The following is a 12,649-nucleotide window of genomic DNA, read 5'->3' on the forward strand; positions in this document are numbered from 1 at the left end:
CGAGGGCCGGCTCCCTTAGCCCGCTTAGCCCGGCGAAAGCCCGGCGGCTTACCTCCAGAAAAAATGGCCCGGGCGAGCCCGGGCCAAGCCATTGGAGTAAGGAGTCGGAGGTCACTCGCCCACGGTATCCCGGCGCGATCTCCGCCGCAGACTATAGAGTCGCGGGACGTTGGACCGGGGCGGCCCATTGATCCATTTCGTGTAATTTATGATGGGTCCCGCGTCCGATTCCTGAGCACGGGGACCGCCGCGCCGGGGACCCCCGCCCACTCGCGCCCGGAGGTCGCCTCGGGGTATGCTCGCGTCCTCACAGCGCCACCTTCGCGAAGAAAAGAAGGAAGAGATCGCTCCCGGTGGGGCGGCCGGGCTTCAAACCCGGTAGGGGCCGCAGGCGGTCCCTGGTGGGTTCGACTCCCACTCTCTTCCGCCAACCCCCAAAGGCCCGCCCTCGGGCCAACCCGAAAAAGATCAGAAGCCGAAAAGGTTCGGCGAGATCTTGTGGAACCCCTTCTGCTGGATCCACAGGTCCAGGGTCATGGTCGCCACGTCCTCGAGCTCCGGCGTGCGGGAGCCTTGCCGGGCGTCGACCATCTTGATGTAGCCCCCGCAAGCCGAGCAGGCCTGAACCGTCACGACCGAGGGCACACCCTCGGACATGTAGTAGTGCAGCTCGTGGTCGTTCGTGGTACCGCAGGACAGACAGCTCGCCCGGCCGTAATACCAGTCCGAGTGGCACACACCGCAGCGGGCGAAGCGCCCGCCTTCGAGGTCGTCCTCGTCCGCCAGATAGGAGACGACCGGGGGAAAGCCGCAGACCGGGCAGACCGGCTTCAGCCACTGCTGACGGTCATACCCTGAGAACGAGGCCGGGATCACGAGCGCTCCGCCGAGAAAACCCATCAAGGCAAATCGCTCCACCGGCGGGGCCTGCTTGTCCCGGAGGAACGACTGCACGAGCCGCTCGAGCCCGTCGTCGTCCGTCTCCAGAAGACGCCGGGAGCCTGCCGCAAGCTCGGCGGCCGGCGCACCCGAGCAGAGATCCAGGAAGGCCCGCAGTGACCCCACGTGCTCCTTCCAGGGGATCTCCGCGACCGGCCTGGCGTCCGGCCTCCCCTCCTGCACCATACCGAGTTGACGCTCGAGCACCTGCCCATAGAAATCGAGGATCGACTCGACCTCTGGGTGTTGTTGCTTGAGCGACGGGAGCCGCCCGAGGGCGGCCCCCGTCTCGGCACGAAACCTCTCGATGCCGTTCAGCTCCATGCCGCTTACGCCTTCCTGACCATCTCACGGTACCACTTGGGATGGTGGGCCTTCGCCCAGTCCGCCGTCACCTTGCCCGTCGCCAACGCCGACAGGGTCCCTGGCATGCCCAGGGTGCCCATGTAGATGTGGACGATGAAGAAGGCGCCCGCGGCGATGAACATCACCTCGTGCACCACAGTGGCCAGCAGCACCAGGTCACGGACCCCGAAACCGGGCAGCCATGGACCCACCTGCGCGGCGAAGGCGTCCGGGAACCACATGGCCAACCCCGAGACGAGGAAGACGATCGTCCCCCAGAACACCGTGACCCAGAAGTACATCTTCTGGCCCGCGTTGTACTTCCGGGTCTCGGGAAGCTTCTCCTCGTGATTGGTCATGTAGTGGACGATCCCCACCATCCACTTGATGTCGTCCGTGTCGAAGAACATGTCCTTGATGTAGGCGAGGATCATCAGGAGCCCGAAGACGCTGAAGACGACTCCCGCCCAGGGGTGCAGCCAGCGAGCGAACTCGCCACCCCCCAGGACAGTGAGCAGCCAGTGCATTTTCGGGAAGGCGATCCCGATACCGGAGAGGAACGCATACAGGAAGCTCACCGCGGTACCGAGGTGGACCAGCCGGTCGAAGGCCGTCAGACGCGTGATCATCACGTTGGCCATGGTCATTCCTCCTTCCCGTGCGATTCAACGGTCTTCGGTCCGGCCGTGACCAGGTGCATGAACATCGCGGCGATCGAGCCGAGAATGGCCGCGCCACCGATCCACTTCAACGGCCCCTTCCAGAGGTGGACCAGGGACGAGATGGCCGGGTCTTTCGGCAGGTCGCCGTAGTGCTCGACCTTGTCCCCGTGCGGCAGGGCGTAGACGTAGCCCGCGCCGCCGACCCCCGCGGAGTCGTAGAGCGCCGCATTGGGGAAGCCCCGATCCTTGAGGCCCGCCACGACCTTGTGGCCCAGTTCCACCATGTCGGCGCGGGTGCCGAAGTGCAGCGCGTTGGTCGGACAGGCCTTCGCACATGCCGGCGTCATCCCGTTGCCGACCCGGTCCAGGCAGAAGTTGCACTTGAACGGATGGTCGTTGGCATCGTAGCGGGGGATGTCGAACGGGCATCCCGTCCGGCACATCCCGCAGCCGATGCACTTGGACTGGTCGAAGTCCACCACGCCGTTGGCGTACTGCACAATCGCGCCCGGCGACGGGCAGGCCGTGAGGCAGCCCGGGTCGTCGCAGTGCATGCACTGACGCTTGGTGATGAACCAGGTCCAGCCGCGATCCGTCTCCGCCTCCTGGTACTTCATCAGCATGAACAGGTTGGCGGCGAGGTCCGGTGCCGACTGGTAGCTGAATCCGTTCTCCCGCAACTCCTCCTCGGTTGCGATGGCCGGGTTGAGGTCGTGCCACTGGATGCACGCGACCTCGCAGGCCTTGCAGCCCGTGCAGGCGGAGATGTCCACGAGGATCCCCAGCTGCTCCTGCTCCTTGATGTCGAGCACCGGCTCCTTGGTGGCACTCATCCTGCGGATGGCGAGCCCCGTCGTACTGCCGCTGGTCAGGTAGCTCATGCCGCACCTCCCGTCGCCTTCTCGACGTTGACGAGGAACCCCTTGTACTCAGGAGTGAGCGCGTTGGGGTCCCAGACGAACGGCGTCAGAAGGTTCACCAGGCCACCCTTCGCCAGCCCCTGGAAGCCCCAGTGGATGGGAATGCCGACCTGATAGACCGCCTTCCCGTCACAGGTCAGCGGCTTGATGCGTCGGGTCACCATGGCCAACGCCTCGAGCGAGCCCCGGGCGGAACTGACCCGCACGCGGTCGCCGTTGGCGATTCCCTTCTCCTTCGCAAGCTCCACCGGCATCTCGATGAACATGTGCGGGAACGCCCGAGCGGGCCCCTTCATGAACTTCGTGTAGAAGTGGTAGTGCTCGGTGACCCGGTAGGTCAGGGCGACGTACGGGAACTTGTCCGGCGTTCCGAGGACGTCGTGCTCCGACTTGTAGACCTTCACCACCGGATTGGTCGGGTTCGCCGGATGCAGCGCATTGGCGATGGGCGACTCGTACGGCTCGTAGTACTCCGGGAACGGGCCCTCGACGAGCGCGGGTGCGAACAGCCGTCCGACGCCCTCCGCGTTCATGATGAACGGCCCCGTCGCGGGGGGCAGCGTCGGGCCGATGTCGGGCACGTCGTGGCCGACCCAGCTCTTCGTCCCCTCGTTCCACCACAGGTACTTATTCTTGTCGCTCCAGGGCTTGCCGGAAGCGTCCGCCGAGGCACGGTTGTAGAGGATCCGGCGGTTGGCGGGCCAACTGAAGGCGTAGTTGGGGAACACACCGAGCCCCGAGGGGTCCTCGGTTCCCACCGCCGCGGAGCGGTTGCCAGAGGGCGGATAGACGCCACCGTAGATCCACATGCCGCAGGAGGTGGTGCCGTCGTCCTTCAGCTGCCCGAAGGTCGACAACCGATCACCCTTCTTCACCACGACGTTGCCCTTGTCGTCGACCAGGTTCTCCAGGGCGAATCCGTTCATCTCCTGGAGGATCTCGTCGGCGCTCGGGCTCTCCGGGTTCTTGTAATTCCAGGTGAGGTTCACGATCGGGTCGGGGAAGGGACCCCCTTCCTTCTGGTACAGGGCCTTCAGGCGCCGGTAGAGCTGCGAGAAGATCCATTTCTCGTCGCGGCAGTCACCCTGGGCATCCGGCCCCTTGTAGCGCCACTTGATGGTCCGGCCGCTGTTGACGAAGGTGCCGTCCTTCTCGGCGAAACCGAGGCCGGGCAGCAGGAAGCACTCCGTCTGGATCTTGGCCGGGTCGAGGTCCTTCGAGGTCTTCCAGAAGTACGCCGTGTCGATCGGGAAGAGATCGACGTTGACCATCCACTTCAGCTTCGACATGCCAATCGCGGACTTGTTCGCGTTCGGGCTGCTGGTCAGGATGTTCGCGCCCAGCACGAACAACCCGTCCATCTTGCCGTTGTACATGTCGTCCAGGATGGAGTTGTACGCCTTCGGCGTCTCGTACTTCGGCAGGTAGTCGTAGGCGAATTCGTTCTCCTTCGTCGCCGCCGAGCCCCACCAGGCCTTCATCAGGCTCACGAAGAACTTCGGGGTGTTCCCCCAGTAGTTCATCGAGTTCTCACGGTTCGCCTTGGGGGTGAACGCGTCCAGGTACTGCTGCAGCGTCTTGTGCTCCGCTTTCGGCGCCTTCAGGTAGCCGGGCAGCGCCGCGGTGAGCGCGCCGAGGTCGGTCGTCCCCTGCACGTTGCCGTGGCCGCGAAGCGCACCGATCTGCCCGCCGGGCACACCGATGTTGCCGAGCAGAAGCTGCAGCACCGCCATGGAGCCGATGAGCTGGGTGCCGAAGGAGTGCTCCGTCCAGCCCAGCGCGTAGAGGTGGGTCATCGCCTTGTCGGGCGCACCCGTCTCGCCAATCATCTTGGCGACCTCGAGGAACTCCTCCTTCTTGACGCCGCAGACCCTCTCCACCAGCTCCGGCGTGTAGCGCTCGTAGTGCTTCTTCGTCAACTGGAAGGCGCACCGCGGGTCGCTCAGCGTCGGGTCCTGCTTCGCCATCTTGTTCTCTTCGACCTCGTAGCCCCAGAGCGACTGGTCGTACTTGCGCGCCTTGGGGTCATAGCCCGAGAACAGTCCGGTGGCAGCGTCGAAGGAATACGTGTCCTTGACGATGAAGGGTGCGTTGGTGAAGGCCTTCACGTAGGCCTCGTGGTACATCTTGTTCTGGAGGACGTGGTTGATGACGGCCCCCATGAACACGAGGTCGGACCCGCAGCGGATGGCGACGTGCTTGTCCGCCACCGCAGCGGTGCGGTTCAACCTCGGATCGACCACGACGATCTTCGCGCCCTTCTTCTGCCGCGCCTTGATCGCCCACTTGAACCCGCAGGGGTGAGCCTCCGCGGGGTTGCCGCCCATGACCAGGATCAGGTCGGCGTTCTGGATGTCCATCCAGCCATTCGTCATCGCACCACGACCAAACCGCGGGGCCAGACTGGCCACCGTGGGGGAGTGTCAGATGCGCGCCGGTGTTTCGAGTGGTACCAGCCCCAGGGCGCGGTTGAGCTTGACGCCCAGGTACCCCTCCTCGTTGCCGGTCTGGCTCCCGATCACGGTCGCCATGTTCACGACGCGGTTGACCGTCTGACCCTTGTCATCGGTCGCCTGGAAGCCCCGGTCGCGGGTCTCCTTGATCAGCTTCGCGATGCGGTCGAGCGCGAAATCCCAGGTCGTCTCCTCGTACTCCGAGGAACCGGCCTTGCGGTGCATCGGCTTCGTGACCCGCATGGGGTTGTTGATCTGGTCGATAAGCGAGGCGCCCTTCGGGCAGAGCGTCCCACGGTTGACGGGGTCGTCCGGGTTCCCCTCCACGTGGATGGCCCGCGCCTTGGCGTTCATCGACCCATCGGTCTGGGAGTAGACCAGAACGCCGCAGCTCACCGAGCAGTACACGCAGACGTTCTTCGAAACCTTCGCGGCGCTGACCTTCAGTGCCGGCACCGCTGCCTCGGCCGATCGGGTGTCGAAGCCAAGGGCTCCGGCCCCGACCGCCGTACCGGCGGTCAACTTCAGAAAACCTCGCCGTGTCAAATCCATCGAGTGCTCCCCCTGTCGGGTTGCCCTGCTTCCTGGCCGACCCAAGCGTCGGCCGTTGACTCCCCGGTCCCGGCCCGTCCCCACAGCGAGGTCCGGTCCGATTCCCGGGGGGACACCAGAGTTTACGTGGATCTATTTCTGATGAAATGCGTTGGGTCAATTCCACCCACCGCCTCATGCGCATCATGCATATCCCGTGAGGGATATCCCGGCTAAACATTGGGGGCACTCCGGGGGACCTCAAAAAAGCGGCCGGCCACGGAAACCGCGGCCGGCCGTTTCTCTCAGAGCGGTCGCATCCCCCCGGGGAGCGGACGGCCGAGACCCGGCCGCACCACCCTGCCCGGCGGGGCAGAATCTAGCGGAACGGGGTCATGATGCTCTCGGGACGAGTGAACTTGTTGATGTCGAAGGCCATCTGATTCATCGTCCCGGTCATCACGCCGATCGACCCGTTCATCGTCGCCATCGAGCCGTTCATCTGGTTCATGGCCTTCGTCATGTTCCCGATGTTGCCGGTCATGGCGCCGATGTTCTCGTTCAGGGCGTGCATGTCCTTGCTCATGCTGCCGATGTTGGAGGCGATGTAGTCCATGCCCCCGCGCATCGCGTTCAGGTCACCCCCCATCGCCGCCTGCCCATCCACCATGCTCTTGGCCATGACCTTCATCTGAGCGGTCATGATCCCCATGTCATTGGCCATGCTGGTGACGTCCTTGCCCATCTGGACCACGGCCGTCGTCATCATGGTCATGTCCCGACCCATGTTGAACATGAACAGGCCCATCCCCAGAAAGGCACCGGCAGCCACGATCATCAACACACCGACGATGCCGACCTTCGCCGCTTTGCCTACGGTCCGGCCCCCACCCGGCTCCGCATCCGCAGCGGGCGCGGAATTGCGGTGGGCGCGGTGAGACACTTCGCCTTCCTTCGTCTCGGACACGGCATTCACTCCAGGTTCTCGGGCCGCCGGAAGCGGCGCCAGTCGCGGAAGCCCTCGCGCTCGCTCAGACCAACCTGACTCGCGCCAGAGCAGGCGGAACAACGGTCGGGATGCGCGGCCTCCGGGCCGCAGAGAAACTCAAACGGCCTGCCTGCCCCCCTCCACGGGGGCAGGCAGGCTTACCGATTGACTGCCTGGCGGATCGCCCCGTAGCGCCCTCCCGGCGCCACTGACTACAGGCTCCCCGCCCAACGACCTCAGGTGAACATGTCGCTGACGATGTTGTTGTACCAGCTCACGCCGTACACCGCCTCACGCTTGCGCGTATCCAGAGGTGCGCCCACCGTAGAAATCCCGCCCGAGCCTTTCACGTCGGCCAGCACACCCTCGGGATTGACCTCGTAGACACCGGCCACGGAGATCCCGTAGTCGTGCGACAGCAGGCTGTAGCAGGTGTTGGTGAGGAAGGGCTTCTCGACCTTCATGCCGAGGATGGCAGCGGCGACGTTCGCCGCCGCGACCTTGGCCTGCGTGTTCGCCGCGTAGCCGGACTTCGGCATCGCACCGGCGATGCAGGAGTCGCCCACCACGAACACACCTTTGGCCTTCTTGGACTCGAAGGTCGCCTGGTTGACCGGGCACCAGCCGGAGTCGTCGGTCAGGCCGACCTTCGCAGCGATCGCGCCGCAGCGATGGGGCGGGATGACGTTCAGGACGTTCGCCTTGTAGTCCTCGAACTCCGTCTTCGCGGTCAGGGACTTCGCATCGACCTCCATGACCTTGCCACCCGCGGAGGCGCCGACCCACTGGATCATGTCACCGTAGTTGTGCTTCCAACCCTCGACGAACAGCGCCTGCTTGGAGAAGGCCTCCTTGGCGTCCAGGATCATTACCTTGGCCTTCTTCTTGCCGGCATGCGTGAGGTTCATCGCAATCTGGGCGGCACGCTCGTACGGCCCCGGCGGGCAACGGAACGGATTCGCCGGCGCCACGATGACGACCAGTCCACCGTCGGGCACGGCGTCGATCTGCTTCTTCAGCAGCAGCGTCTGGGGACCCGCCTCCCACGCGTGGGGGGCAAGCTCGGCGGCTTCCTGACCATAGCCCGGAATGGCACCCCACTTGATCTCGATGCCCGGCGCGACAATCAGGTAGTCGGCCTTCAGGCTCTTGCCACCCTTCGTCTTCACGGTCTTCGAGACGATGTCGATGTCCAGGACCTCGTCCTGAAGCACCTTGATGCCCCGCTTCTCGAGGCCCGCGTAGGTGAAGGTCAGCGACTTGATGTCGCGCTCTCCGCCCAGCACCTCGTTGCTGAACGGGTGGGAGATGTACTCCTTCTTCCGCTCGATCAGCGTGACCTCGGCATCGGGCACGTACATCTTCGTGTACTTGGCGGCGATGGCGCCGGCATAACCGCCACCAATCACCACCACGGTGGCCTTGGGGGCCCCGAAACCGATCATCGGGAAGCCGACTGTGCCCACTGCGGTCGCAGCACCGGCCAGCTTGACGAAATCGCGACGATTCATAGTGCTCATGACGTTCTCCCTCCTCACTTCGCGCTGGCGTAGAACGCGGCGAGCGCCTTCACGTCGTCGTCGCTGACCGGGGTCAACATGTTGCGCATGATCATCGCGGCGCCCGGGATGGCCTTCTTGGCATCCTTGTAGTCCAGCATCTGGAAATACAGGTAGTCGGCGTACTGGCCGGCCATGCGGGGGGCGCTCGGCATCGGGGAGATGCCGGTCGGCCCGTGGCAGCCCGCGCAGCCGTTGGCGCTGTGAATGGTCTTGCCCTTCTCAGCCGCCTTCGCGTCGACCGGGATCTTGCCCGAGACCCACGGCTGGGCCGCGAGGAACTTGGACATATCCAGGATCTCGCCCGGGGTGTAGCCCCTGCCGAGACGCTCCATCACCGTCCCGAAGCGGGTCCCGTCCTTGTACGCGGCCATCGTGGAGGCCAGGTACGCCTCCGACAGCCCGCCGATGATCGGGGCGGGGCCGACGCTCGCGCCCAGGGTCCCGTGGCAACCCGCGCAGGTGTTTCCGACGACCGCCGCCGCGGTGGGTCCGTTGGCACCTGCGGAGGCGCTTGCGGCCAACATGCCGGCAGCCAGCACCGCACCTAGTTTCTTGTTGTACATCTCGAGCCTCCCGTGGCTTGGCACAAATGATGAGGGGGAATCACCCCTACGCGTACGCCCCAAGGGGGTACCAGCTGAATTGTCGCCCCCGCGCCCCCTCGGGGGCGCGGGTCGACTGATTGAAATCAGTGATACCCCCTTGTCTGACCTTCCCAGCCCCACCGTCACTTCGCGGCGGCGACCTTACCCTTGGTGACGGAGAACTCCTTCGTCACGCTCTCCATCTCGAAGGAGGGGATCTTCACCGCCCCCTTGCCCAGGATGATGTCCGCCACGCCCTGCGGGTACGAGCGGTAGTGCAGCTTCGCCACGACCTTGAGGTTGCCAGCGTCGGCGGGCACGTTGAACGGGTACTTGGCGTACTTGTAGCCTCTCGGCGGAATGGTCGGGCTGTCGACGAACCGGGCAACCTCCCAGGGCAGCACGGTGTCTTTGCCGTCCTTGTCCACGGCGTGCGAATTGAACGCCACCGCGTCGGCGGGCAGCTCGTTCTCGGCGGTGAGGGTGCCCGAGCGCATCAGCTCCCGGCCCTTGTTGTCGGTGACGACCGCCTCGACCCAGATCTGCCGGACCTCGGTCAGGCTGGTGGGGAGGTGGTGCCCGGCACGGGCGTTGATGACCTTCACCTTGAGCAGGTGCAGGTTGTCCTTCAACTGCTCCACCTTGACCTCGAGCTCGGCGGCGTTCTGCAGGCGCTCGACGGCGATCGCCTTGTGCTCCTCACCGCCCTGGACCTTCATCAGGGGCGCGATGATTGCGTTGCCACCGACGAAGCCGTGCTCGTGGACCAGGGAGCGGTCGGTCGGGCCACCCATGCCGGCCGCGCCGCCCAACTCCTTCTCACCCACCTCCTTGGCGGGCTTCAGGGTGTCCGCCACCTTGATCGCCGTCTTCACCGGCGTCATGTGGCAGTCCTGGCACTGGATGCCGTTCTGGGCGTAGATGGAGTACTTCCACTCGTCGTAGGTCCGCTCGACCGGGAAGTGATTGGTCGGGTGGAAGATGTTGTGGCAGTTGCCGCAGAAGGCCGCCTTCGTGTGGAGCTCGGAGTGGGCCGTCTCGTGGAACGGCGACTTGGAGTCCTGCAGCGGGCCGCGCTTCACGGGCCCCGGCGACATCACGAAGGACGCGTTGCCGTGCTCCAGGGTGGCCGTCTTCAGCACGTTGGAGGCCGAGATGGTGTGGCAGAGGTCACAGGAGACGCCCTTGGCCGCCACCCCGGGCGCCGTGAACTCGCCGTGTACCGGCTTGTTCGGGTCGAACTTCACGGTTCCGCTCGCGATGCCCGGTCCCGTGTGGCAGGCGCCGCAGTGGTTGAACGTCGCACCCTTGGTCGCCTTGTCACCGAGGGCCCAGAGATTCTGGAACACGGGGTCCGTGAACGCGATGGAGTGCATCGAGCCCTGCCAGCCCGCCGCCTGGCGCGGGTGGCAACCCACGCACATCGACGGGTCCTGCCAGTCATCGACCTTCGCAGCCTTACCGCCTTCGACCGTGATGTACGAGGGCGGGAAGGGTTGTTCGGCAGTGGCACCCGCCTGGGGCGCTGCTGCATCCGCAAGGGCAAGTGCGGGGATACCTACGACGAAAGCCGCCACGGCAGCCAGGCCGCGTCCTCTCATGGCATTCTCCTCATGGCTTGGTTTTGTGCTCCGCCCGGGTGCTGGTGGTCAGTCCGGGGGGCCGGTATGGCATGTTTTGCGCTTGTATTTGCAGCAATCGACATGCCATAGCGTAACTCCTTGATCCGCTGTACAACACGTGACGCGGCACGTTGCGAGTTGCGCAACGCGCGGAGTTATCCTAAGGCAATGCCGAGCATCGGGGACGACCGGGGCCCCTTTTTCGTGTGTGTCCTGCGGACGCCTTGCCAGGGACGCGTCTCGCGGGTCCCGGGGGCCCTGCCGTTGCATGATGTTGCGGTGTTGCGCGGCGCGAAAGGAAACGGTCGGGTACTTCGAGGGGAGGCGGCGTGCTGGAAGACATCGAGCCTGTGCTGGACCTGCTCGCCGCCCAGACCGAGAGCGGCGTGCTGATTGCGGAGAAGGACGGGCGCCTTCTCTACCTGAACGACACCGCCCGCACGCTCCTGCGCGTGCCCGCCGAGACTCGCCTGCAGGCCCTGGGGGACCTCGCCGCCGTGCTTCCGTTGCCGGTCCTCGCCGCGTGCAAGGAGGCGTCCTCCAGCTTCCCGGAAACGCGCCTGCAGACCTTTCGGGAGGAGTTCCAGGGGCCGGACGGCACGCGCTACTACGAATTTCACCGGGGCCTCGTGCACCTGCCCGTGAGCGGCCGGGACGTGGTGGTGCTGATCGTCTGCGACCGCACCGAGCATCGCCAGTGGGAGGCCATCTTCCAGGGCAAGTCCGGGTTCGGTCTGGTCACGGCGGACCCCGAGATGCTGCAGATCGTCGCCCGGCTGCAACAGATCGCCCCGACCGACGCCTTCGTGCTCTTCCAGGGGGAGTCGGGAACCGGAAAGAGCGAGCTCGCGCGCTACCTGCACCAGATCAGCAGGCGCAAGGAGGGCCCCCTCGTCGAGTTGAACTGCGCAGCCATCCCGGACAGCCTGATCGAGTCCGAGCTCTTCGGCCACGTGAAGGGGGCCTTCACGGGGGCGATTCGCGACCGCCCCGGGCGCTTCCAGGTGGCCAACGGCGGCACGCTCTTCCTGGACGAGGTCGCCGAGATCCCCCTGCACCTGCAGCCCAAGTTGCTCGGCGCCCTGCAGGACGGGCGCTTCGAGCCCGTGGGCTCCGACCGCAGCGTCTCCGTCGACGTACGTGTCATCAGCGCCTCGAACCGAAACCTGCGGGCGGCGGTCGACACGGGGGCCTTCCGGCCCGACCTCTATTACCGTCTGGCCGTCATCCCGATCTACGTGCCTCCGTTGCGGGAGCGCCCCGGCGACATCCCCATGCTGGTGAGGCACTTCCACTCGAAGTTGACCGCGCGCGGCTACCCGTCGGGCGTAACCTTCGGCCGCGAGGCCATGAAGCTGCTGATGGACTATCCCTGGCCGGGCAACGTCCGCGAGCTCGCCAACGCGGTCGAGCACAGCGTCATCTGCGCGGAGAACGGCCTGGTCACCCTCGCGAGCCTGCCCCAGGACCTCTGCCGTTTCCAACGGGAACAGGTCCCGCAGGCGCCACGGACCGACTCCCTGCCCCCGGGCGGCGACCATCAGTGCCAGGAATTGCTCGAAGCGCTGGAGCGAACCGGCGGCAACCGCGCCGAGGCCGCGCAGATTTTGGGGATTGACCGCAGCACCCTGTGGCGGCGCATGCGCCGCCTGGGTCTGGAACGCTGACCCCCCCTCAGCGCGCCGGGACGTACGGCGCGTAGGGGCTGGTCGCGGGAGCGTAGCCGCCGGAGCTCGCGGGGGAAGTCTCCCGCGGGCGGTCGCTGCGGCCGTCCGTCCGCCCCCAGGGCCGGTAGTCCTCGGCTGGGTACGAGGGCCCGGGGGGGTACGCAGGCGGGCGGTAGCCCGAGTCCGGGGCGGTGCCACCGGCGAACGGCGGCCAGGAGCTCTCGGGCGCCGGGGAAAACTGTGAGGCTGGTGGCCATTCCGGCGCACGCTGGGCGGGCGCGGGCCGCTCGGGCGCGGGCGCCTCGTGGGGCGCGAACGCACGGTAGACGAGAAGGCCGGCGAGGAAACCCGCCACCGCCGCGATGACCACCTGGCG

Annotated in this window: 8 protein-coding genes, 1 tRNA gene and 1 pseudogene; 2 read left to right on the forward strand and 8 right to left on the reverse strand. The window is 65.9% G+C overall.

The features are described 5' to 3' along the window. Positions 1-336: 336 nt before the first annotated feature. Positions 337-430: transfer RNA gene (locus KA217_05720), tRNA-Sec, on the forward strand. Between the two features lie 38 nt (positions 431-468). Here KA217_05720 and KA217_05725 read toward each other — a convergent pair. From KA217_05725 to KA217_05760, 8 genes and pseudogenes are all read right to left on the reverse strand, one after another. Continuing rightward, positions 469-1,263, reverse strand: coding sequence for a formate dehydrogenase accessory protein FdhE (locus tag KA217_05725; protein MBP7711950.1), 795 nt, complete (start codon positions 1,261-1,263; stop codon positions 469-471). Positions 1,264-1,268: 5 nt separating this feature from the next. Continuing rightward, entirely contained in the window at positions 1,269-1,931 is a 663-nt protein-coding gene (locus tag KA217_05730; protein MBP7711951.1) for a formate dehydrogenase subunit gamma, read from the reverse strand. Further along, complete coding sequence (fdxH, locus tag KA217_05735; GenBank protein MBP7711952.1) at positions 1,928-2,827, reverse strand: formate dehydrogenase subunit beta; 900 nt, start codon at positions 2,825-2,827, stop codon at positions 1,928-1,930. Before fdxH ends, KA217_05730 begins: the two co-directional genes overlap by 4 nt. Beyond that, positions 2,824-5,871: a formate dehydrogenase-N subunit alpha gene (gene fdnG, locus KA217_05740; GenBank protein ID MBP7711953.1), complete on the reverse strand. Its 3,048-nt coding sequence runs from the start codon at positions 5,869-5,871 to the stop codon at positions 2,824-2,826. Before fdnG ends, fdxH begins: the two co-directional genes overlap by 4 nt. Positions 5,872-6,229: 358 nt before the next feature. Then, positions 6,230-6,718: pseudogene (locus KA217_05745) on the reverse strand (LPXTG cell wall surface anchor family - like protein). A gap of 356 nt (positions 6,719-7,074) precedes the next feature. After that, the gene (locus KA217_05750) at positions 7,075-8,358 is read right to left on the reverse strand and encodes an FAD-dependent oxidoreductase (protein MBP7711954.1); all 1,284 of its coding nucleotides are present in this window, start codon (positions 8,356-8,358) and stop codon (positions 7,075-7,077) included. Between the two features lie 14 nt (positions 8,359-8,372). Further along, positions 8,373-8,963: a c-type cytochrome gene (locus tag KA217_05755; GenBank protein ID MBP7711955.1), complete on the reverse strand. Its 591-nt coding sequence runs from the start codon at positions 8,961-8,963 to the stop codon at positions 8,373-8,375. Between the two features lie 164 nt (positions 8,964-9,127). After that, a complete protein-coding gene (locus tag KA217_05760; protein MBP7711956.1) occupies positions 9,128-10,585 on the reverse strand; it encodes a cytochrome c family protein in 1,458 nt (485 codons plus the stop codon). A 350-nt stretch (positions 10,586-10,935) separates the two neighbouring features. On the opposite strand from KA217_05760, the gene KA217_05765 reads away from it, so the two are divergent. Further along, positions 10,936-12,273, forward strand: a complete 1,338-nt coding sequence (locus KA217_05765) for a sigma 54-interacting transcriptional regulator (GenBank protein MBP7711957.1) — start codon at positions 10,936-10,938, stop codon at positions 12,271-12,273. Positions 12,274-12,649 lie beyond the last annotated feature (376 nt).

Source organism: Gammaproteobacteria bacterium, from assembly GCA_017999615.1.
Classification (GTDB): domain Bacteria; phylum Pseudomonadota; class Gammaproteobacteria; order JAABTG01; family JAABTG01; genus JAGNLM01.

What these genes read in the sequence shown, in the direction of transcription:
- KA217_05725 (MBP7711950.1), bottom strand. Translation starts at nt 1,263, where the DNA reads ATGGAGCTGAACGGCATCGAGAGGTTTCGTGCCGAGACGGGGGCCGCC.
- KA217_05730 (MBP7711951.1), bottom strand. Translation starts at nt 1,931, where the DNA reads ATGACCATGGCCAACGTGATGATCACGCGTCTGACGGCCTTCGACCGG.
- fdxH (MBP7711952.1), bottom strand. Translation starts at nt 2,827, where the DNA reads ATGAGCTACCTGACCAGCGGCAGTACGACGGGGCTCGCCATCCGCAGG.
- KA217_05750 (MBP7711954.1), bottom strand. Translation starts at nt 8,358, where the DNA reads ATGAGCACTATGAATCGTCGCGATTTCGTCAAGCTGGCCGGTGCTGCG.
- KA217_05755 (MBP7711955.1), bottom strand. Translation starts at nt 8,963, where the DNA reads ATGTACAACAAGAAACTAGGTGCGGTGCTGGCTGCCGGCATGTTGGCC.
- KA217_05760 (MBP7711956.1), bottom strand. Translation starts at nt 10,585, where the DNA reads ATGAGAGGACGCGGCCTGGCTGCCGTGGCGGCTTTCGTCGTAGGTATC.